The following is a 21087-nucleotide window of genomic DNA, read 5'->3' as shown; positions in this document are numbered from 1 at the left end:
TAACAAAAGCCAGCTTAATTTTCGCATTCTTTTTTTAGCAAGTCGAGCCAGTTTTGCATTCCCTTTTCTAAACTCTTATTTAATATTTTCTTTAAGAGTACGGCCAAAAGACCTTCCATGCTTTCGTCTACGGCTACTTCGGTGCACCCGTCTTTTTCGGTAAACATCCAGTTGTGAATCGCATAAGTTCCAAAAGCTTTTCCAGTCCAGCCAAACGCCTTGTATGGCTCGACAGTATGCAGGGTAGAATGGATGTTTGCACCGCCCGTTTTCCAATCAAAGGTTGTCTGGGGCTTTAGTTCACCATTCAGTTGGGCCTTGCTGATGTCGGTTTGCCAATTTGCCCAATTGTTTATATTGGCTATTAATGGCCAAACTTTTTCGCTACTGGCGTTAATGGTAATTTTTTTACTGCACATTACCGGTGCTTGGTTGTTGATACTTTTCATTTTTGAATTATTTTGTGCAAAAGCTATCGCTGTTGTGGCTAGGCTAATAGCGGTTAAAAGAATTAATTTTATGAACATGACTTTTCCATTCAAAATGGACAGAACAAAGGTCTGCTCAAAATGAAAATTTGCTCTTGATAAAAATCAATAAATTTACGCCACCGCTTTTTTTCTCAACCTGCTCAATGTTTCCGGAGTTATACCCAGCATCGAAGCCAGGTAATGTAAAGGCACTTGGTTAAATAATTCTTTATTAAAGTTCAGTAATTGATTGTATCTTTCCTCTGCCGTCAGGGAAAGGTGGGTAATTATTCTTTCTTCTAAAACCATAAAGCATTTGGCAATAAAGAGCTTTTCTAATTCGGCCCATTGGGGGATTATTTGCCCAAATTTATGATATTCTTTGCTGTCGATTACATAAAGCTCACAATCCGTTAAGGCGTGTATATTCCAGCGGGCAGTTTGATGAAAGTAGAAGCTCGATAAATCAACTACAAAATAGCCTTTGGTAGAAATCCATTTCGTAATTTCTTTATCGCCAATAGTAACAAACTCCCGGATAATACCCGACTGTACAAAGCCTAGCCGGTCAGAATACCGACCCATTTGCAGGAAAAATTCTCCCTTTTTTAAAGAACTTAGTTTAAAGAACGAACTTATTTTACTTAAGTCTTCATTACTTACCCCGAAATAGGTACGAATATATTTTTCGAGTTCTGACATAGGAAATCTTTCTTCTTTATTTTTTAATGGTTTTAAAAGCGGAAAGCTAGTTTTTTTGAATAAAAAAAAGCTACTTCTAAAATTACTCCTTTATAAATGATAAAATCTGCACTTATCTTTTGTAATTAACTACGGCCCTGCTATTCCATTCTACTGCAAATAAGGTTGTGATAAGGAACTGAAATCTTACACCAGCATATCTATTTCCTTTGAATACTATCCGGTGCAGTCCTGTTACGAAGTAGTCAACTGCGAAAAAGTCACTTTTACCAGTTTCCACTACCGGTGTACCTTGTTGTGAGATATTTTATAATCTAAATTCTGTTAAGTAAAATGTTAGAAAAGAACAAATTAAATTTTATTTTTGAAATACCACGAGCCGGATATTTCAAATAGCTTTTATGGAGTTAAGTACGACCAATCCATTCAACTACCAGGATAAAATTTTTATTCTTCTGGTTATTCCACTCATTAATATAGTTAATTATTATTTAACCTACTCGTCCATTCATTTTAACTCCTATTTACTGACCACTTATGTCATTGATACCTTAGAAGGGTATGCCGCTTGGTTTTCCGCCCGGTATATTATACTCACCCTTGACCAGAAATTTCCATGGGAACTAGGGTTAATAAGACGCCTTGTTTTACAACTGGTGACTACCATGCTGATTTGCCTCGGTGTTATTGTAGCTCTTACGGAATTAGTAAATTTCATTGTTTCGGATCAGCCAGTGAAGCGCAGTTTTTATACCTATAACTTGTTTATTTTCGCGATCTGGGTTTTGGTGATGAATGGGGTATATATTGGCTTATATTATTTTAAACTTTACCGCCAGGCCATCGAAAAGCAGAAACAAATGCAGTGGCAATTGCCAACTAACGGGACTATTCCACCTCAATTGGGGTCTGCAGCCGAAACACCGACCAAGCAACCTCCCACTTTCCGGGTACAACTAGGCAACAAAGAACTGCTGGTACCTACGCCCGAGATATTAGCTATTTACGTAGTCGATGATATTAATTTGCTCTATACCCACGAAAAGCGCAAGCTCGTGCTGGATATGTCGTTGGATAAGTGTGAGCAATATTTAGATCCGGATCAGTTTTTCCGGGCGAACCGGCAGTGCATTTTGCGTAATGATACTGTGAAGGCCATTGAGAAAGATGTAAACGGCAAATTATTGGTTACCCTCCAGGAAAAATTGGATATGCCTTCGCCCGTAATTATCAGCCGTACGAAGGCTGCCAGTTTTAAAAAATGGCTGCGCCGGGAGCTGATTTAGTACATTTCAAGTTGAAATTTACTACACTTCAGGTATTTATGGGGCTTTGATGTTACCAAAACAGCATTTGCTATTTCATTATTGCAGCGTTAACCAGCTGCCTGACGGGTTAGTTTTTGTAGCCCTATACCATGAAAAAGCTTTTTGCCCTTATCTTTTCCTTCCTTTTACAAGGTCCGCTTTTCGCCCAAACGCTGAAAACGCTCCCCCGCCAAACTCAAAAATGGCCGGTCGTTATCTCTGTTCTTAAACAAAATATTAGTCTGCCCTTCGACCGAATGGTGGCGATTACCGGAACTCGGCCGCTTAACCCTGGCTTTTCGGTGGGGACCCAGTATACGTATCGGCAAGGCCGAAAAACCCAACTCTACCAGACCGGTCAAACCGGTTTATTTTTAAATAAGAACAACGGTAATGGCATTTTTCTGGGCACCGATGTTGGTTATAAAATTACGCTCGCAAAAACCGGTTTGTACACCGAATACCAGATTGGTCTGAATTATCTGCATTGTTTTTTACCCGGTAACAGTTATAAATTGAACAACTTGGGTGAGTACGAACCGGCAAAAAACGGCGGTAATGGCTCGGCTTTAGTTACTGCTTCTATTAGCTTAGGTTTTGAAAAGGAAAACCGATTTATTAAAGTAAGTCCATTTATAAAATACCAACCAGCAGTCCAATTCTTCTACAATCCCGGATTGCCCGTTATTCCACAATCTTACCTGCACGTTGGGGTAAAAATTAATTCCCATTTTAATAATCAATAATTACCTTACTTATGAAACGTTTATTTTATACGGCAACCCGTTTGTTGGTAGTTGCTTTATTGGCCTTAACCACTATTAGTTGTAAAGAAGATTATACTCTGCCTTCTACCCAAACGGCTTGCCAGTCCGCTCCTCCGGTTTATCCCAATCACCCGAAAGCAGTGCTATACCAACAAGTATTAAATAAATACATTGCTCAAGGTTTACCCGGCGTGGCAATGCTGGTACGCAGTCCCGAAAATGGGTATTGGTTAGGTGCGGCAGGTAAAGCTGATATCGCTTCAAAAACAACAATGGAAGGCTGTCATTTGCAATACATTCAAAGCATTAGCAAAATGTATGTAGCCACGGCTGTCCTGTTATTAGCCGAGCAAAATGTTGTTGCTTTAGATAACTCTATTAACCACTATTTGCCGGCAACGATAACCGCTAAAATTACCCAAAGCCATCAGATAACAGTAAGACAATTGCTCAATCATTCTTCGGGCATTCCTGATTATGCTTCTGATGCCACCTATATTACCGATTTCCTAAACAATCCCCTTTACCCATTTACATCCGACAAATATTTAGGGTACGTAGCCGGTAAAAGATTAAAGTTTGCACCCGGAACCGATTACAGTTACTCTAATACCAATTACTTATTACTAACAATATTAATCGACCAGGTGACCGGGGCTTCGCACGCCAAATACATTACTGATCATATTTTTAAACCCTTAAACCTGCACGATACTTATTACCTGAATGAACCCGCTTACCCACAACCAACCGGGTTGGTAAGTTCCTACTACGACCGTCGGGGCAACGGTTATTTAGAAGATATTTCTAAAATTCAGAACCAGCAAGTGGCCTCTATGCATGGCGATGATGGCATTATTGCCTCGCCTTACGATGTGGTTTCATTTACTGATGCGATACTAAAAGGCAATTTATTAACGGTAGCCTCAAAGCAGCAAATGCGCCAGTTTATCGCTACTCAAAAAGAACCGGAAAAATTACAATATGGGCTGGGTCTCCACTATTTCGAAACGGATTATGGCAATGCTTACGGCCACGGTGGGAGCGGATTGGGTTCGAGTTGCTTTGTCGCGTATTTCCCGGATGAAGATATCACCATTTTTGTAGCTGTAAATATGGGTGTTATTATGGGTGGGCCGCTCGCCAAAGCGGCTGAACAACTGCAAAATGAGGTAATAGAAACCGTGCTGAAGTGATGCATTTTGGTTATTCCTGATCCAAATTGTGAAACTGTATTAGTAAGTCAAGTATACTTTTTCGGATAGAAATACTTTTTTATAGAATCGTGAAAATACCGGAGAAAGTTTATAAAGAAGTTCTTCTCAAAACGTTAAGCAAGAATGGTAGATTCCTGAAATAGCTTTACAGGTTAAACGGTAAAAATTCTATTTAATTTCTTGATTAACAACTCCTGGCTGACAGGATTTTTTCTTTTGTATTTTCGCCAGCGCTTTTTAAGTGGACCTTTCTTTAGGTGTGCTTGGTTAGGAGTTAGATAATCACAAGAAGCATGAGGGCGGAGCTGATTATAGGCCTGAATAGACTTGATGATAGCTACCTTTGCCAAGTCAAAGGAGATAAAAGCTCGGCAGTTAAATTCTTCTTTAATGGTTCTGTTTATTCTTTCGGCCAAAGCATTTTCTCCTGGATCTCCTTGACTGGTCATACTGATGCGGATGCCACGGGAGCAGAGTAACTGAATGTATTCTTTCGAGCAATACTGAATACCCCGATCAGAATGATGAATCAAGCTTTCTTTTCCCTTGGGTAAACTCTTAACGGCTTTCTGCAATGCTGCCAGTGGTCCTTTCGTCTGTAAGGTGGTGTCTAGTGCCCACCCCATGATTTTGTGGGAATAAGTATCCGTGATTAAACTCAAATAACTAAAATCACGACCCGTTCTGATGTAGGTAATATCACTTACCCATACCTGATTAGGACGGCTAACCGGCAGCTCTTTCACTAAGTTCACATATTTGTAAAAAGGATGTTGCGAGTTGGTGGTTTTGGCCCTATTGCGCCGCTTAGTGCGTAATAAATGATGCTCCCGCAGCAGGACATACAGCTTATCCCGCCCCAGCTTTATGTGATACTCTGCCAAAAAGTTAGTTAATAAATGATGCAGTTTTCCCGTACCCACACCGGGTAATTGCTCTCTGATCTTCACTACTTGCTGCACAAGAGCCATTTGATTTACCTGCTTTTTATCTTGCTGCCACAACTGCTCATAGTAGGCTTGCCGGGATTTTCCAAACAGTCCGCACAACTTCCCTAAACCTATTAAGGGATGCTGCGTGTTTAACTCTTGAACTGTTTGGAACCAGACTTTTTTCGGATGTCTATGTTTAACTGTTTCTCCGCTACTTTAATCATCGTCTCTAAAGCGGTATTCTGGAGCTTTACTTGGGCTAGCTGGGCTTGCGCTTCGGCTAATTGTTGCTTTAACTGTTCAACGGTTGGCTGAGATGGCGCCATCAGAAATGCTGATTTTGGTCGATAATACTTTAACAGTCGCATTTTAAAGTACCAGCGATTCCATTTTTGTAAAACGGAACCCGGAACCTGATGCTGTTGGATGGATTGTCGAAGAGAAAGCAGACCGGAACGAATTTCTTCGACCATGATTCTCTTCTCTTTAGACGAAAAAGTTTGTTTTCTGTTACTTTTGAACTCTCTTTTATTCATAACTTTATACTTGTAGTGTAAAGCTATTTCAGGAGTTTACCAATTGTCCTCATAACTAATTTTATGATAAATAGAATAGATGCGACTAGTTTTAATTCATTCTGGATCTTCAGACTTACTATACTTATCTCTTAATTCTCTAAATGAAGTAATTCCAACCTTTCCAAATGCAATTATTTTATCCAAAAACTCTCTATATCCGACCTCTGTTAAAATATCTTTTGGAATTCTTTTCTCGATTTCTTCCGTATCTTCTTTTATAAGTTCAATTAATGGTAGTTTTGGAATATCTTTCTTGACCAACATTCTAGAGTATGTTGAAAAATGTACCATAATAATATATCCAATAACATCATATTTTTCTTTTAAGCTGTAGTAATTTTGTTTGTCTTCTAAAGACATAAGAGGAAACCACATTGGAAGTATTGGTTCAGTATAAGTCATCAATGGATCAAGCTCCTTGGTTATTTTGAAGATAAAAAACTTCTCAAACCAGCTTTCAAAAAATTTATTTTGGAATTCATCCCAAGTTAAAAGCTCGACATTCGTAAACTCAGTTGTATTTATTGCGCCTTTTTGAAAATTACTTGTTGTTATAATATATCCAATATTGCTTCCTATATCGCTAACAATTGTTCTAAATCCGTGTACTACTGCTTGAGGAATGGATGAATTCCAGAATTTACATTCACAAATTATAGAATATTTTCTCCCATTTATCTGCTCTTGGGCGTATACATCAAGCTCAACCTGCCCACGAGCTGTAATTACTATTTTCTCAATCTCAGTAGTAAATCCACAGTCCTTAAGAATTTCAGCAACTTTAATTTGTAAATCTTTCCAGTTATTTGGGGTATTAACAGTTATCATTTCTTATTTTTTTTATTGTCACGAATATGATCTAAGCTCTGCTCTAACCGATTTAATATGAAAATAAATATATAAACTAAGTATACCGGATTAGCGCAAAAGCCCAAGTTGAACGCTGTAGATCAGTCCAAGAGTGTCAGAATCTCCTCTAATTCTAATGCACGTTGTCTAACTCTATTCATGAAGGACATTGCAGCAATGAATAAACCTTCACGTCCCACTTTTAACTGCATGTCTTCGAAAGAAAAAACAAGGTCAGAATCAATTTTAAGCTGTTTTTCCCAAGATATCTGTGATTCTGTGAGTTTTTCCTGCTTCTCAGCATCCAAATTACGCATCAAAGCATTATAAACATTATCAACCTCTTTTTTCCAGAGCCCTCGGTGCTTCTTTATACACTCGCCCCACTCGAAATTCGTCGTCCAATCACATTCCCGAAAAGATTTATCTATCCAGTGCTCTTTAGCTTCAGGATTAGTGTGCGAAAAATTTCCACCTCTGAATTCAACTTTACTTTGAAGGGCTTCAATAATTTTCGGTCCAACTTCTATAACCCATTTTGCATTCCTCTGGTCGTATTCTACTCCATGAGCTGCTTGGTTTAGCGTCTTAACCATATTTTTAAGTACACTATTTTCATCTTGGGTAATTATTCCACGGCTGGCTAGCTCTTTAAGTAAGTTAATTATAGAAAACCTACTGGTCGCAATTCCATATTTTTCAGCAATTCCTCTTAAGCTCTTTTCAATTTCAATTCTAAGGCTTAGTAAGGCTAAATCTTGGTTTTGTTCAGCAATCTCAACAAATAACTTTCTATCATGAACCTCAACGTCAATATCTTGATTCCCGACATCTTCTTTAAGTAATCCAATCTTTTTTGCATCTGTTTCAATTTTTTGCAAATCTTGAAACTCAAGCTTTAACCCTCCAGGCAGTTCTACCGATTTAAAAAGTGACTCCAGCCAGGGAACAATTGCTAATGCTAAAAGGAATACCGTGATTAGATCAATGCTAATTTTTGGAAATAGTATATGAGTAGCCGCAAGAACAACAGCTAAAGAGGTCACTACTATTTTTATCTTCTTTCGAGTTTGCATGTAGTATTCAGCATAATTTAAAAATATTTAAAAAATATACTTTATTTTTGGCTAATATCCGTATAAAATATTTAACCCAAAAGGTTAAACTTTTTTATTTTTATTTTCGTTATTTGCATGAACATCAGTTATAAGAATAATAAGCTTTCTAAAACGGTAACCTCCCCTAAAGACATATTGAAGAATTATGGAACTAGGGCTAAACTTGTAAATCAAAGAATTGAGGAACTAAAAGCAGCTAGTACACTAGAAGTAATGCGAACGTTACCTAGAGCTAACTGCCATGAACTTAGCGGAAATAGAAAAGGTGAATTTGCAGTAGATATTTCAGCTAACCATCGAATCATTTTTGAACCTAATCATAATCCTGTACCCCAAAAAGAAGATGGCGGAATAAATTGGGCAGAAATCACAGATATTACCATTCTTGCAATAGGCGAAGATTATCATTAAAAACAGCATAAATAAAATGAGATATAAGACCATAGAAGATATCGAAGCAGCTGAATTTCTAATTTCTCCTCCTGGAGAAACATTAAGTGAAACGATGGAGGCTAAAGGTATCAATCAACCAGAATTAGCTTTACGGATGGGAAGACCTCTTAAAACAATTAATGAAATATTAAAGGGTAAAGCTAGCATAACTCCAGAAACAGCCTTGCAACTTGAACGTGTATTAGGTGTACCAGCAGCTTTTTGGCTAGAGCGAGAAAGGAATTATCAACTTGAACTAGCCGAAATTAGAGAGGCTCGTGAGATGTTAGAGGTGAAGGATTGGGTGCTTCAGTTTCCATTGAAAGAGATGAAAGAATTAGGTTGGATTAGTTTTACTGATGGCGTGGTAGATAAAGTAAACAGTATTCTTACTTTTTTTTCAGTATCGGATAAAAAGGCTTTTGATAATTATTATCACCAAAGCACTTATGCAACTGCTTTCCGCTTATCGGCTGCTAAAAAAAAGAATCCTTATGCTGTTGCTGCTTGGTTGCGGCAAGGTGAATTACAAGCAGCTGAAATAAAAGCACCTTGTTACGACACCAAAAGCTTTAGAAATGCTTTGGAGACAATAAAAGAATTAATGGCTAATGAACAAGATACCTTCTTTAACCAATTACAAAATATTTGCCTTAAGGCTGGTGTTAAAGTGGTTCATACACCCTGCTTACCCAATTCGCCTGCTTGCGGTTCTACCCGCTGGATAAATGATTCTCCATTAGTACAACTTTCTAATCGTTATAAGCGCAATGATATTTTTTGGTTTACCTTTTTTCATGAAGCTGGCCACATATTGCTGCATGGTAAAAAAGATGTATTCATTGAAGGACTGGAGTACACAGATGAAGGACTAGAGAAAGAAAAAGAAGCTGATGAATTTTCTAAAAAATGGACATTAACTCCTAAACAAGAACAGGAGATTATGGCTGAATTCCCTCTTACTGTAGAAAAGATTAAAGCGTTTGCTCGCAAGTATACGACACTTCCAGCCTTAATTATAGGACGTTTAGCTAACCAAGGTCTCTTACATCATAGTGAAGGTTGGACCCACGGGCTTTTTCGAAAAATTTCATTTGAGTAAGGTTAGAACAAAGTGTAAGAACTCATAAGTAAGTGCTATTTGACCTCTTTAATAATTACTAACAAAGATGTTCTATGGAAAGAATTTTTGTTTCATCATCTAATTTGTATACAGTAGGTTATAATGATGGTATATCCATTTTGGAGATTCAATTCCGTAATGGCAGCATCTACCAGTATTTTAATGTACCCTTATCCGTTTACCAAGCATTAATGAATGCGGGATCACATGGACAATACTTCAGTTACTTTATAAAAGACCGTTATCGTTACCGACGTATTCGCTGATACTGTTGACTCACCCTACTTAATTTATATTTATTTAGGTTAGTGAGTCATGCAACAGAAGAATATAAGGCATTATATATTTTGAATAAAATGATAAATACCACGAGTTTAGGAATAGAAATTGATTTTCTTCCAGTAGGGGAAGGTAGCCGTTCAGCTGATACGATAGCAATAAGATATGGCGATATTGTAAGCGGAGATAGATCTCAGCAAAAGGTAATAATTATAGATGGAGGCACAAAAGAAAGTGGATTAGCCCTAATTGAACATATTAAGAAATTCTATCATACTAATGTTGTTGATTTAGTGATAATGACACATCCAGATATGGATCATTGTTCCGGATTAACGGAGATTTTAGAAAGCTTAACCGTCCGGCAATTATGGATGCATCAGCCTTGGAACCACTCAGCTGACATTAGAAGGCACTTTTCAGACGGAAGAATGACTAATAATAGTCTTGAGAGACAAATTCGAGTTGCTCTTGATGCTGCTCATCAGGTAGAAGAATTAGCTCTTGAGAAAGGGATTGTAATTATTGAGCCTTTTGCTGGTTTGAAGTCTGAAGATGGCATTATAACAGTGCTTGGACCAAATAAAGAGTATTATCAATCTTTAATTCCTGATTTTAGAAGTACTCCTGATTCTGTTGCTAGTAAAACACTAAATTTTTTTAAGAAGGCGATTCAGACTATTACAGAAGCCTTTGACTTATCTGATGAAAAGTTACCTGGAGATGACACCAGTGCTGAAAATAATTCAAGTGCAATTTTGTTATTACAATTGGATAATCAAAAGTTCTTATTTACAGGTGATGCTGGGGTGCCTGCATTAGAGAAAGCTAATAGTTATGCCTCCTTGATTGGAGTTCATCTAAACAATCTTAATTTCATACAGATTCCTCATCATGGCAGTAAAAAAAATGTAAATTCGAATATCTTGAATCTTGTAAAATCTGATGTTGCATTTATCTCAGCTGCTAAAGATGGAGCACCTAAACACCCATCACAACGTGTAATAAATGCATTAATTAGGCGTAATACCAAAGTGTGTGTTACACAAGGGAACTCCATTTGTTTTAGGCATAATGTTTCCGCTAGGAATGGATGGGGTCCTGCTGATCAAGCATCTTTCATGACTAGCTACGAAGAATAGCAGTATACTTTTAATTAAATCTTTTAATATGTTTGATGAATACGAAAGGAAAGCCAAAATCTATCCTGCAATATTAATTCTTTTTCCCTTTTTTGTTCTTCAGGTTTTTTACTTAAATAAAGAAGTAACTGGTTGGTTGGATTTTGTTGGATCTGTACGAGCCATAACTCTGATTTCATTACCATTGGTTTTCATGTATTTTGTTGTGAGCGTTGCAAGGCTTATTGCTAAAGCTATGTTTGAGAATCTTTACTTTAAGGACTCCTTACATATGCCGACCACCAATTTTCTACTTTATTCTACCAGAAATTTTTCGTCTAAATACAAAGCTGCTATAAGAAGTAAATTAAAAAAAGAATTTTCTGTTGTACTATCTTCGGAGAACGAAGAACAGTTAGATGAAATAGAGGCTAGGAGAAGAATTATTGAAGCAGTTAGTTACATAAGAAATAAAGTAAAACATGGCTACCTCCTTTTAAAGCATAATATTCAATATGGCTTTTGGAGAAACCTAGTAGGTGGCTCTGTAATTGGGTTAATTTTATCTTTAATTAATTTATTTGTATTTTATTATATAGAACCAAACAATCTTCCCTGGATACTTTCAATTATTATGTGCGCTATTTACAGTTTAATTCTTTTATCTAGTAAATGGGTGATTAGCTATCTAGGGAAATTGTATGCATATAGACTTTACGAGGAATATATGAGTCAATAACTCTTCATAACGTTTCTTATTTTCCATGGTATTGCATTTTCCATGAGCTAAAAACTGATTTTTATAAGGTTGATATTTGAACAAATAACGTATGGATATTGATAAAGATGAATGGCTTTGGTATGAAAGTAGGTGTAGAAGGTGTAATACTATTCGTTTGTGGTTGTTTGCTAAAAGAAATGATTATACTGAAAAAGGATGGCCTGCAATAAAGGAAGATTTAATTAAAAATCCATTTCAAGGCAAATGTGAAATATGTAACATGTATACAGTACTACATGATATTGTTTCAATTTGCAATTAAATCAATATTTTTAAATATTCGATTATACCACTATTTACATTAGTTAAAGGAGGTCGGGTAAGTAAATAAACTGCTATCTTTACTTACGCCAAAATTTACGATTCCATGCCCGAACAAATTACGCCTTATATCGAGCAGTTTTATGATGATACAGAAATCTGGCCCATCATCCACGAGGCTACCTACCTCCAGCAGCAGTTCCAGGAACCGTATATTCTTTATAACACTGTTTGTGTTGTTTTGCCCATTGTTCGCCGGCAGCCAGGGTACGTACTCCATCAATTCGATTTAGAGCTCTTTATCAAGCATCCGGAAAGCACCGACTTAGGCCAACTCGAACTCTACCGAGTGCGGGATTTTATTCGCCAAAAGGTAGACTTGGGTCCCCTCATGCAAGGGGTGCAGCAGATTACGGGGGTAGACATCCACCAGGTACTAGAAAGATAAAACAGCAGATTCAATTTTTGCAGCGGGCAGAGAACCAAGACTTACCCATTGCACCGGCCCAAATGATTGCGGCTTCTTAAGTACCTGTTCTATCGATAAAAAGAAATTTTAGTCCTCTAAATTTTTAATATTTGATCTGCCTTTTCCGGTTTATGAAAAAGCTGGAAGGAACGTTTTTGCGCCTTAAGGCAATAAGATTTATCACCCTAACAATACTTTGTCACCGCCAAATACATGAACCTGTTCGAAGATTTTTTTGACAATTTACCTGAAATAACGTCTAGTCCTGTTACAATGGATGAGCCTAATGCCCTCATTCCTATTTTCGAAGGAAGCTTTCAGATAGTTCAAGAAGTAAATGAGATCAGATATGAAATTTGTGTAGATGGTAAAATCTGGTTTGGTTGGTTCCCCCATTCTGGGGTGAAGTTTCAAGGCAACATACCTTATATATCCTCTGAAGCAATCGAAATATTAATTTCCACGGAAGGGCCATGGGAGCTTATCATTGATGGCCTAATATTCGGGGAATGTTTTATAAGCAGAACTCTTCGTTCTAGTTCCTTAACGGTAGAAGGGGTGATGGCTACTCAACCCATTTTAGGAGACAAATGCATTCCGGTTACTAAGGTAAGATTTGCAATACCTAATCTAAGAGAGCTAAATGGGCAACCAACAAAAAAAAGTACTAGAACTGAGCGAAAATCAAATAATAGCCGAACACTGTTCGAAAACGATGAATATATAATAATAATTGACCAACATCCTGATTACAAAAAATTATGTGATTCTCTTAAAGCTCAAGGTGGGTATCTTATCCTGTATTCTGGGGAGTTAATCAAGAAAAAAGGAGCTGCTATCCATTTTGATGAAATCGGAAATGTTTTCCGGTGCTTTTCAAATTTATTAAGCTTTATAAATGGTCGAAAATGCTCTACTCTTTTTTTACAGGGTACTTATGAAGATGAGATCATCTGGACAGATTATACCCCTTATTCCGTTGCTCAATATAAAACTGTAATCAGTTGGCCGCAGCATATCCATTCCACGCAAGGGTTTAATGAATTATGGCAAAACTTATGGAAGATTTGGATAAATGAAGTAGACAAGGATTTTATTAAAAATGCTATTCATTGGTACACGGAAGCAAATTCAAACAACTCGTTCTTTGCTGGCTCACTAGTTATGGCACAAGCTACCTTAGAGCTAATGTATAATTGGTATATTATAGAAAAGCGAAAGTTAATTATTGGTAAGGATAGCGAAAACCTGTCTGCGGCCAATAAAATTCGACTTTTAATATCAGACTTGCATATAGGTTATGAAATACCAAAAGCCTTTCATCAATCAAATACAACAATATTAACTTCTAAAGGGAAGATTGTGGATGCTCCAGATTTATTTGTTCAAACCCGAAATGCTATTATTCATTCTCAGGAGAATAAAAGGGAAATGCTAGCAAAGATGCCTGGTACCGTAAAAAGTGAAGCCTTACAATTAGGATTATGGTATATCGAACTCTCTCTTTTATATATTCTTAAATTTGATAATAAATATTATAATAGATGTTCTGGGTCCAAATGGTATGGAGAAGGTGACGAACTAGTCCCTTGGGTTAAAATACTATCGTAGAAGTCTAATAGCCAAACTATAGCTATAATTTCGACCTAGATACTCCACAAATGTTTTTAACCACAATTTAAAAGAGAAGCTTTCTAGTTTCTTAGTTTTTCCACCTTTATTTCGGCTTTACTAGAGTATATTTTACCTTTTCTAAGATCCACCTCATACTTTGCTTCCGGATCATAGCTCATCTGGTAACCTGTTTTGGGATCGTAGATTTTACCTTGATGAGGAAAGAACCGGAATCCTGTACCAGGGTCTATCATGTAACTTTCCCGCACATCAATGGCATTAGGCATGGGAGCTAAGTTACTTCCTGTATTGACGGAAGGCATGGACCATTTAATTTGGGGGGAATGAGCTGCCGAAAAAACCTGAAATCGTGTCAGAAAATCAGCTAAATCGTTTTGTTGCGCCTTTAATCCGTTATGAAAAAGTATGGTTAAAAGAAGAAGAACATATTTTAAAAGCTTCATTGATATCGTTGATTAAAAAGCGCTGCAGTTAGCTTAACCGTTATCCTTTTTAAATAAAGGCTCTTACTTGTTGTAAAGATGCCCTCATGTGATTAATTCCATAATATAAAGTAAAAGACTTCCTCTATTTGGAGTTAGCCGCTTCTAAATAACGGTAGCAAGTAGCTCGAGAAATACCGAGAATCTTGGCTATTTCCTCCGCTCTTTTACCCGATTCAAAAAGAACTTTGGCCGACTTGGCTTTTTCCATGGCTTCCGGAGATAGGCCTTTAGGCCTCCCTCCTGCCCGGCCGCGAGCTCTAGCAGCTATTAAGCCGGCCTTGGTTCTTTCCTTGATAATCTCGCGTTCAAACTCAGCTAGAGAAGCAAAAATATTAAAAGTAAAACGACCAGTGGAAGTAGCGGTGTTGATGCCATCTTGTAAACTCACAAAGTCTACTCCCCTTCTCTGGAACTCCGCTACCAAGTCAATCAAGTCCCGTAAGGATCTACCCAGTCGATCCAGCTTCCACACCATTACAGTATCTCCGGATCGGAGTTGACCCAGCAGCTTCTCCAGCTCCGGCCGTTCTTTGTTCTTGCCAGACTTCTTTTCCTGAAAGACCAACTCACAGCCTTGCTTAGTCAGAGCGTCTAACTGCAATTCTAATTTTTGGTCCTGGGTGCTGACCCGGGCGTAACCTATTTTCATATTTGTCTCACGAATGCCATCTCAAATATACCAAATTCATTTTGATTGGTGAGATGGTCATTTGAGATGGTTTTTAGCTGAAAAAAGCCTCATTTCGGAGGCTCTATTTTTATCTCAGAAAACGGTCGTGGCTGTTGCACAACCCCTTGATTGAAGTTAATCGTTGAAGAAGGATAGGACTATTTTTTAAGGTTATGCAAGGCAGAAAGGTTTTGGAAGATGAAAAGGCGTTGCTTTTTTCGCTCTCGGCACATGTACCAGAACACAACTTCTATCGCCGCTTGAAACAGCAGTTGAATTTGGATTTTCTCTACGAGCTTACCCAACCTTACTACGGACGATGTGGTCAGCAGTCGATCGATCCGGTAGTCTTCTTTAAGCTCTGCTTGGTGGGTTACCTGGAGAATATTGTTTCCGACCGCCAACTGATCGAGCACTGTAGCCTCCGACTAGATCTGCTTTACTTTTTAGACTACCAAATAGATGAGCCCTTGCCCTGGCACTCCACGGTTTCTCGTACTCGGCAGCTTTACCCGGAGAAGTTGTTTGAGCTACTGTTTGATAGAGTCTTTCGCTTATGTGTCGAGAAAGGCATGGTAGCCGGTCATCGGCAGGCGATTGACTCCGCCCCCATTAAGGCCAATGCTTCGATGGATAGCCTGCTTTTAAAACAATCACCCGAGTCGGTGAAAAAGCACTTAACGAAGGTTATCCTCGAGAATGAAGCGGTAGTAAAGAAGTCCAACCAGAATAAAGAGGGAAAGCCAGAACAGTTCCTCTCGGCTCCGGAGTACCAGTTAAGAAAACTGGAAAAGCACCAAGATCAGCTGAAAGCATCTCCCAAAGGCTTAGGCGGTAAGCACGAGAAGGCCCGCCTGGTCAGCAATAAAACGCACTACAGTTCCACCGATCCGGATGCCCGCATATCGGTCAAACCGGGCAAAGCCAGACAACTTAACTATTATTGCAGCCTGGCGGTGGATACAGCCAAAGGCGTTATCAGCCATGTTCAAGCGGATTTGGCTGATGGGCGGGACAGCCAATATTTGCCGGCTATCACGCTGAGATTGCAGCGACGGCTACTAGATAATGAACTACGTCTAAAGGAACTGCTAGCGGATGGTGGCTATTCTAACGGTAGCAACTACGCCTTTTTAGAGCAAAGAAAGATAACGGGCTGGATACCCGTATTTGGCCAGTACAAGTCCGAGATAGAAGGTTTTCCTTATGACCAACAAGCTGACTATTTCACCTGTCCGACCGGGAAGATACTCGCCTTTAAGACCTATGACACCAATGCGGAGGGAGGTTTGCTAAAAATCTACCGGGCTACCTACCAGGACTGTAAACATTGCCCGCTCAAATCTTCTTGCGTTCCCAAAAGCCAATGCCGCCAAATCACCCGTACTGCATACGATTCGGAATATCGACGAGCATTAGAAAGACAGCAAAGTAGAAAAGGTAAACGGATGAAGCGAGTTCGACAAAGCACGGTAGAGCCGGTCTTCGGCAGCTTAATTCATTACTATGGTCTCCGGAAAATAGGAGTGCGGGGTAAAGCCGGGGCTCACAAGGTGATGCTGCTGGCCACCACTGCTTTTAACTTGAAGAAATATCTGAAGTTTAAACCGGTGAAAGCGATCAGCCAAGCTTTGGCACTTCAAAAGAATCAAGAATCTGCTTTTAGCAGCTATTCTTTTGCTTTTACTAAGCTGTTTTTCCACTAAGAGAGCACTATTAGGAGCAGCATTGAGTTCAGATAGGGAAATAGGACGCGGCTCAAAAGGGAGTTGTGCAACAGCCACGGTCGTTTCGTGAGATGAATTCTGTCAATCTATGTTAGGACATGACGCTATAATATCCGCTCCTTTAACTCATTTGCTTTTTCGTTATTTCGGCTATAACTTATAAGCAAACTTCTAGTACTAAGTAAGCTGCTCCTATATGCGCCCGAAGTTAAAATGGTTGCTGCTTTGGTTAATGTTAAACCTATTCGGGTTCTCTACCCGGGCACAATGGAGCAATCTACCGACACCGGAATTAATTACCGATCGCCAAGGTTTACCCCAAGGCTTTGTGCCAGGCATCGTGCAAGATCAACAAGGCTTCATTTGGCTGGCTACCCGCGATGGTTTGTGCCGTTACGATGGTAATCGCTTTAAAGTCTTTCGCCCCGAACTGGACCAAAAACCGGCTTTGTCGTTTTCTGATCTGAGAAGCTTGCAGCTCGATCACCAGGGACGGATCTGGATCATTTCCGAGCAAGGCGATATTGCCTTGTTTAATCCCCAGACCGAAGTCTTTACAGGCTATTCCCAAAAAATCTTTGGCCAGCAACCCCTCGATGAATTACAGTTTCAACAGGCCTACCCGGATCGGCAGAATCGGTTATGGCTGGCATTTAATGGCCAGGGATTAATTTGTTTTAACATTCGAACCGGGAGTATCCAAAGGTTTCTGCATCAACCGAATCAAGTCCACTCGCTGGCTAGTAATCAAGTCCGTCAGGTTTTGCAAGATACGGAAGGCACTATTTGGGTGGCCACCGCTACTGGATTAGACCGGCTTGAGGAGCCTACCGGACATTTTATCCATTATGGTTCCGGTTCTCCAGCTTCGCCTGGCCTGCCGGAAAACGATCTGTATACCTTGTTTCAATCACCAACGGGCGAAATCCTAGTTGGTTCGGCCCGGTTTGTTACCCAACTCCATCCGCGTACGGGCCAGGTGCGGGCCTACCGCTTACCCGCTGATCGGCAGTCTTGGTACGGGATGAACTTCACTCAGGATAGCCGGGGAGTCGTGTACTTTGCCCAACGAGAACGATTATTTCGCTTCCAAAATGAATTAGGTCCGGTATTACTCGCCCAACTGACTCCTAAAACCGGGCGTTGCGCCAGCCTTTTTATTGATCGCTCCGATGTCTTGTGGCTGGGCACCGACGGCTCAGGGGTACGCAAGTACGATCTGCGGGCAGATGGCTTCCAAACTACTCCTTACCAGGAAAATTTTCAGACGGATTTACTAACTCAGCGGCTAGGAGTTCCCGCCTCCCTGGTCTTGCCGTACGTGCAAACAAATAACCCCTACCATTTTCGGTATACGTACGATGGACGAGGGACCCTCTGGATCAACGTCGGCAGTTCCACCTTCTATCATATTAATCCGGTTAGCCAAGCGGTTAGAAAGGTTAATTTTCCGATTTCCTTCGAGAAAAGCATTAGCCCTCTCGCCACGGATGAAAAAGGTCAGGTTTGGGTACTGCACGCTTACCAGTTCTGGCGGTTTGATGCAGCCCAGCAGCAATGGATGCTTTCTGCTTATCAACTCGATCCGGAAAGTAGCTTCGAGATTCTCCAGATGGTAGTCGATGAGCAGGCTTTTTGGTTAGCAACCCGGGCTCGAGGGTTAATCCGGCTCGACCGGCGAACTAGACAATTACGGCAATATACGCATCAACCCGGGCAGTTCACTAGCTTGAGTAACAATGCTCTGTTCTGCTTGTCCCAAGATCCGGTTGATGCGAATCGTTTATGGATTGGTACCTTTGGTAGCGGCTTGTGTGCCTTCGATAAAAGAACTGGTCAATGCCGGCGCATCACCGAACAGGAGGGACTACCCAATAACGTCATTTATTCCGCCTTACCGGATGAGCAAGGATACTTATGGCTGGGCACCAATAAAGGGCTTTGTCGGCTGAACCGGAAAACCTTCCAAACGCAAGTCTATACGACCGAAGACGGACTGCTCGCCAATGAATTTAACCGGTTTCACTACCTGCAGCTGCCTACCACCGGGCAGATGATCATGGCGGGGGTAGAAGGATTTACTGTTTTTCAACCCGCTCGGCTCCAGGATGATTTGTTTCAACCCCAAGTAGAGCTCACCGAATTGCAAATCAATAACCGGGTAGTGGACCCAAGAAAGGATTTGCTGCTGGCTCAACCTATTCACGCGGTACAGAAACTGGTCTTACCCTATAACCGGAACTTTGTGACGGTTAGTTTTGCGGCCTTGCAATATAACCGTCCGGGTAAAAACCAGTATCGCTACCAACTGGTGGGTATTGACGAGGGATGGGTGGAAAGCCAGCAACCCCAGGCGGTTTATACCGCTTTACCTCCCGGCGACTATACGCTACGAGTAAATGCCTCCAACACTTCCGGGCATTGGAGCCCGTACGTACGCCAACTAACCATTATTATCACTCCGCCCTGGTGGCGTACTTGGTGGGCTTATCTTTTATACGGCTTTCTGTTGAGTGGCATGATTTGGTACGGTTTCCGGTTGTACGTCAACCGCTTGCGCTTGCAACAAGCGGTAGTGTTAAGACAACAGGAAGCCCGGCAATTACGTGCCCTCGACGAGCTGAAGTCCCGCTTTTTTACCAACATCACCCACGATTTCCGCACGCCTTTAACCCTGATCCTCTCGCCCCTGGAAGGCTTACTACAGGATCCGGCCGGTACACCTTTCCGGCAAAAACTAACTTTGATTCAGCGAAATGCCGTGCAGTTACTGGGATTAATCAACCAGGTGCTGGACTTTTCTAAATTGGATGCCCAAATGCTCACCGTACAGGAGACCCGAGGCAATCTGGCCGACAAAGTCGGCCAAACCGTGCAGTTATTCCAACAAGAAGCCGCCGCGAAATCGATCGAGCTAATCTACCAAAGCGAGGTAACGGGAGAATATTGGTTTGATGCCGGCAAATTAGAACGGATCCTCTCCAATTTAGTGGCCAATGCGGTAAAGTTTACGCCCGCGGGTGGCCAAATAACGGTTTTGTTAGACGTTACTGAAGGAATATTAGTAACGGTTGCAGATACAGGGACGGGTATTCCGAAGGAAAAGCTCCCTTATATTTTTGACCGGTTTTTTCAAGTTAACGGCGATCAAGTAAATAGCGCTTTCGGCGGTACGGGCATTGGTCTGGCGCTGGTAAAAGAATTAGTGGAACTTCAAGGCGGACAAATCACCGTGGAAAGTGAGCTTGGAAAGGGAACCCTATTTCGAGTGTGGCTGCCGCTCCAACTGGCGGAAACAATATCCGAAAACTGGAGCGGACCCTTGCCAGCCAACAACGAGCTTCCTGCTGCCCAAGCCAATAGCGAGGAACTGCCGCTCATTTTGCTGGTAGAAGACAATCCGGAGCTGGCCGATTTCATTGCCGACAGCCTGCCCCCCCACTACCGCGTTTGCCGGGCTACCAACGGAGCCGAAGGACTAGAGCAAGCCTTGGCCGAGTTACCGGACGCGGTGATTAGTGACGTGATGATGCCGGTGATGGATGGCTATACTTTCTGCCACCAACTCAAAACCGATGAACGCACCAGCCACATTCCGGTTATTCTGTTAACGGCAAGAGCCGCTTTAGACAGCCGCCTGGAAGGACTTACCCGGGGAGCCGACGATTACCTGACCAAACCCTTCCACGTTCAGGAATTAAATTTACGCCTGCATAATTTACTCGAGCGGCAACGCCGCTACCGGGAATATTTGCAGCAAGAGTTAGTTCGTCCCGCTAGTACGCCCCCTGCTACCGCGGCACCCACTCCCCTAGATCCATTTCTGGATAAACTCTACCGGGTGGTAGAAGCCAGACTGGACGATACCACTTTGGGGGTAGAACAACTAGCCGAGGAACTGAATGTAAGCCGGGTGCACCTGCACCGCAAACTCAAAGCGCTGGTGGGCCTGCCGGCCAGCGACGTCATCCGCAATTACCGCCTCCAGCGGGCCACGCAATACTTGCGAGAAGGTCTGAATAGTTCCGAAACCGCTTACCGGGTGGGCTTCGACAGCCCAGCTTACTTTGGCAAATGTTTCCGGGAAGTGTACCAGGTGAGCCCCGGGGAATTTACCCGTCAAAGTTAAAAATTCTCTAAAAAAGGACTAAAAAACTCCGCAGG

Annotated in this window: 21 protein-coding genes; 13 read left to right on the top strand and 8 right to left on the bottom strand. The window is 40.9% G+C overall.

All coding sequences use genetic code 11. The features are described from left to right. Positions 1-14: 14 nt before the first annotated feature. Entirely contained in the window at positions 15-449 is a 435-nt protein-coding gene (locus AHMF7605_RS28765; protein WP_106933819.1) for an SRPBCC family protein, read from the bottom strand. A 153-nt stretch (positions 450-602) separates the two neighbouring features. Continuing rightward, the gene (locus AHMF7605_RS28760; protein ID WP_106933714.1) at positions 603-1172 is read right to left on the bottom strand and encodes a Crp/Fnr family transcriptional regulator; all 570 of its coding nucleotides are present in this window, start codon (positions 1170-1172) and stop codon (positions 603-605) included. 401 nt (positions 1173-1573) lie between these two features. On the opposite strand from AHMF7605_RS28760, the gene AHMF7605_RS28755 reads away from it, so the two are divergent. The 3 genes from AHMF7605_RS28755 (at position 1574) to AHMF7605_RS28745 (ending at position 4442) form a co-directional block, all read left to right on the top strand. After that, positions 1574-2458 (top strand): LytR/AlgR family response regulator transcription factor, encoded by an 885-nt coding sequence (locus tag AHMF7605_RS28755; protein ID WP_106933713.1) that lies wholly within the window; start codon positions 1574-1576, stop codon positions 2456-2458. Positions 2459-2589: 131 nt separating this feature from the next. Further along, positions 2590-3225, top strand: a complete 636-nt coding sequence (locus tag AHMF7605_RS28750) for a hypothetical protein (RefSeq protein WP_106933712.1) — start codon at positions 2590-2592, stop codon at positions 3223-3225. Positions 3226-3236: 11 nt separating this feature from the next. Further along, complete coding sequence (locus tag AHMF7605_RS28745) at positions 3237-4442, top strand: serine hydrolase domain-containing protein (RefSeq protein ID WP_106933711.1); 1206 nt, start codon at positions 3237-3239, stop codon at positions 4440-4442. Positions 4443-4615: 173 nt separating this feature from the next. Here the strand turns inward: AHMF7605_RS28745 and AHMF7605_RS28740 are convergent, their stop codons facing one another. The 4 genes from AHMF7605_RS28740 to AHMF7605_RS28725 form a co-directional block, all read right to left on the bottom strand. After that, positions 4616-5527 carry an IS3 family transposase gene (locus tag AHMF7605_RS28740; protein ID WP_317046590.1) on the bottom strand — a complete coding sequence of 304 codons (912 nt, stop codon included), beginning with the start codon at positions 5525-5527 and terminating at the stop codon, positions 4616-4618. Positions 5528-5544: 17 nt separating this feature from the next. After that, a complete protein-coding gene (locus AHMF7605_RS28735) occupies positions 5545-5868 on the bottom strand; it encodes a hypothetical protein (RefSeq protein ID WP_146153704.1) in 324 nt (107 codons plus the stop codon). Positions 5869-6027: 159 nt separating this feature from the next. Then, complete coding sequence (locus AHMF7605_RS28730) at positions 6028-6801, bottom strand: restriction endonuclease (RefSeq protein ID WP_106933709.1); 774 nt, start codon at positions 6799-6801, stop codon at positions 6028-6030. 122 nt (positions 6802-6923) lie between these two features. Continuing rightward, positions 6924-7898 (bottom strand): lysozyme inhibitor LprI family protein, encoded by a 975-nt coding sequence (locus AHMF7605_RS28725; RefSeq protein WP_106933708.1) that lies wholly within the window; start codon positions 7896-7898, stop codon positions 6924-6926. A 117-nt stretch (positions 7899-8015) separates the two neighbouring features. Here AHMF7605_RS28725 and AHMF7605_RS28720 point away from each other — a divergent pair, with 117 nt between their 5' ends. From AHMF7605_RS28720 to AHMF7605_RS28690, 8 genes are all read left to right on the top strand, one after another. Then, positions 8016-8351 carry a type II toxin-antitoxin system RelE/ParE family toxin gene (locus AHMF7605_RS28720; protein WP_106933707.1) on the top strand — a complete coding sequence of 112 codons (336 nt, stop codon included), beginning with the start codon at positions 8016-8018 and terminating at the stop codon, positions 8349-8351. A gap of 16 nt (positions 8352-8367) precedes the next feature. Further along, positions 8368-9474: a HigA family addiction module antitoxin gene (locus tag AHMF7605_RS28715; protein ID WP_106933706.1), complete on the top strand. Its 1107-nt coding sequence runs from the start codon at positions 8368-8370 to the stop codon at positions 9472-9474. Between the two features lie 74 nt (positions 9475-9548). Beyond that, positions 9549-9761, top strand: coding sequence for a KTSC domain-containing protein (locus AHMF7605_RS31240; RefSeq protein WP_106933705.1), 213 nt, complete (start codon positions 9549-9551; stop codon positions 9759-9761). A 90-nt stretch (positions 9762-9851) separates the two neighbouring features. Further along, complete coding sequence (locus AHMF7605_RS28705) at positions 9852-10916, top strand: ComEC/Rec2 family competence protein (protein WP_146153703.1); 1065 nt, start codon at positions 9852-9854, stop codon at positions 10914-10916. Positions 10917-10944: 28 nt separating this feature from the next. Continuing rightward, positions 10945-11634: a hypothetical protein gene (locus AHMF7605_RS28700; protein ID WP_106933703.1), complete on the top strand. Its 690-nt coding sequence runs from the start codon at positions 10945-10947 to the stop codon at positions 11632-11634. A 91-nt stretch (positions 11635-11725) separates the two neighbouring features. Continuing rightward, positions 11726-11938, top strand: coding sequence for a hypothetical protein (locus AHMF7605_RS29560; protein WP_146153702.1), 213 nt, complete (start codon positions 11726-11728; stop codon positions 11936-11938). A gap of 105 nt (positions 11939-12043) precedes the next feature. Further along, entirely contained in the window at positions 12044-12385 is a 342-nt protein-coding gene (locus AHMF7605_RS28695; RefSeq protein ID WP_106933702.1) for a hypothetical protein, read from the top strand. Positions 12386-12619: 234 nt separating this feature from the next. Next, positions 12620-14017, top strand: coding sequence for a hypothetical protein (locus tag AHMF7605_RS28690; RefSeq protein WP_106933701.1), 1398 nt, complete (start codon positions 12620-12622; stop codon positions 14015-14017). An 83-nt stretch (positions 14018-14100) separates the two neighbouring features. Here AHMF7605_RS28690 and AHMF7605_RS28685 read toward each other — a convergent pair whose 3' ends face one another. Continuing rightward, positions 14101-14484 carry a hypothetical protein gene (locus AHMF7605_RS28685; RefSeq protein WP_106933700.1) on the bottom strand — a complete coding sequence of 128 codons (384 nt, stop codon included), beginning with the start codon at positions 14482-14484 and terminating at the stop codon, positions 14101-14103. Between the two features lie 124 nt (positions 14485-14608). Then, a complete protein-coding gene (locus AHMF7605_RS28680) occupies positions 14609-15175 on the bottom strand; it encodes a recombinase family protein (protein WP_106933699.1) in 567 nt (188 codons plus the stop codon). A 194-nt stretch (positions 15176-15369) separates the two neighbouring features. Between AHMF7605_RS28680 and AHMF7605_RS28675 the strand changes: the two genes are divergently transcribed. Then, positions 15370-16902 carry an IS1182 family transposase gene (locus tag AHMF7605_RS28675; protein WP_106933698.1) on the top strand — a complete coding sequence of 511 codons (1533 nt, stop codon included), beginning with the start codon at positions 15370-15372 and terminating at the stop codon, positions 16900-16902. A 217-nt stretch (positions 16903-17119) separates the two neighbouring features. Then, positions 17120-21052 carry a hybrid sensor histidine kinase/response regulator transcription factor gene (locus tag AHMF7605_RS28670; protein WP_106933697.1) on the top strand — a complete coding sequence of 1311 codons (3933 nt, stop codon included), beginning with the start codon at positions 17120-17122 and terminating at the stop codon, positions 21050-21052. Positions 21053-21087: the final 35 nt, after the last annotated feature.

It is taken from the genome of Adhaeribacter arboris (assembly GCF_003023845.1).
GTDB lineage: Bacteria > Bacteroidota > Bacteroidia > Cytophagales > Hymenobacteraceae > Adhaeribacter > Adhaeribacter arboris.
Note: the sequence above shows the minus strand (reverse complement) of the source record. Positions and strands in the feature narration are given on the sequence as shown.

What these genes read in the sequence shown, in the direction of transcription:
- AHMF7605_RS28765 (WP_106933819.1), bottom strand. Translation starts at nt 449, where the DNA reads ATGAAAAGTATCAACAACCAAGCACCGGTAATGTGCAGTAAAAAAATT.
- AHMF7605_RS28760 (WP_106933714.1), bottom strand. Translation starts at nt 1,172, where the DNA reads ATGTCAGAACTCGAAAAATATATTCGTACCTATTTCGGGGTAAGTAAT.
- AHMF7605_RS28755 (WP_106933713.1), top strand. Translation starts at nt 1,574, where the DNA reads ATGGAGTTAAGTACGACCAATCCATTCAACTACCAGGATAAAATTTTT.
- AHMF7605_RS28750 (WP_106933712.1), top strand. Translation starts at nt 2,590, where the DNA reads ATGAAAAAGCTTTTTGCCCTTATCTTTTCCTTCCTTTTACAAGGTCCG.
- AHMF7605_RS28745 (WP_106933711.1), top strand. Translation starts at nt 3,237, where the DNA reads ATGAAACGTTTATTTTATACGGCAACCCGTTTGTTGGTAGTTGCTTTA.
- AHMF7605_RS28735 (WP_146153704.1), bottom strand. Translation starts at nt 5,868, where the DNA reads ATGGTCGAAGAAATTCGTTCCGGTCTGCTTTCTCTTCGACAATCCATC.
- AHMF7605_RS28730 (WP_106933709.1), bottom strand. Translation starts at nt 6,801, where the DNA reads ATGATAACTGTTAATACCCCAAATAACTGGAAAGATTTACAAATTAAA.
- AHMF7605_RS28725 (WP_106933708.1), bottom strand. Translation starts at nt 7,898, where the DNA reads ATGCAAACTCGAAAGAAGATAAAAATAGTAGTGACCTCTTTAGCTGTT.
- AHMF7605_RS28720 (WP_106933707.1), top strand. Translation starts at nt 8,016, where the DNA reads ATGAACATCAGTTATAAGAATAATAAGCTTTCTAAAACGGTAACCTCC.
- AHMF7605_RS28715 (WP_106933706.1), top strand. Translation starts at nt 8,368, where the DNA reads ATGAGATATAAGACCATAGAAGATATCGAAGCAGCTGAATTTCTAATT.
- AHMF7605_RS31240 (WP_106933705.1), top strand. Translation starts at nt 9,549, where the DNA reads ATGGAAAGAATTTTTGTTTCATCATCTAATTTGTATACAGTAGGTTAT.
- AHMF7605_RS28705 (WP_146153703.1), top strand. Translation starts at nt 9,852, where the DNA reads ATGATAAATACCACGAGTTTAGGAATAGAAATTGATTTTCTTCCAGTA.
- AHMF7605_RS28700 (WP_106933703.1), top strand. Translation starts at nt 10,945, where the DNA reads ATGTTTGATGAATACGAAAGGAAAGCCAAAATCTATCCTGCAATATTA.
- AHMF7605_RS29560 (WP_146153702.1), top strand. Translation starts at nt 11,726, where the DNA reads ATGGATATTGATAAAGATGAATGGCTTTGGTATGAAAGTAGGTGTAGA.
- AHMF7605_RS28695 (WP_106933702.1), top strand. Translation starts at nt 12,044, where the DNA reads ATGCCCGAACAAATTACGCCTTATATCGAGCAGTTTTATGATGATACA.
- AHMF7605_RS28690 (WP_106933701.1), top strand. Translation starts at nt 12,620, where the DNA reads ATGAACCTGTTCGAAGATTTTTTTGACAATTTACCTGAAATAACGTCT.
- AHMF7605_RS28685 (WP_106933700.1), bottom strand. Translation starts at nt 14,484, where the DNA reads ATGAAGCTTTTAAAATATGTTCTTCTTCTTTTAACCATACTTTTTCAT.
- AHMF7605_RS28680 (WP_106933699.1), bottom strand. Translation starts at nt 15,175, where the DNA reads ATGAAAATAGGTTACGCCCGGGTCAGCACCCAGGACCAAAAATTAGAA.
- AHMF7605_RS28675 (WP_106933698.1), top strand. Translation starts at nt 15,370, where the DNA reads ATGCAAGGCAGAAAGGTTTTGGAAGATGAAAAGGCGTTGCTTTTTTCG.
- AHMF7605_RS28670 (WP_106933697.1), top strand. Translation starts at nt 17,120, where the DNA reads ATGCGCCCGAAGTTAAAATGGTTGCTGCTTTGGTTAATGTTAAACCTA.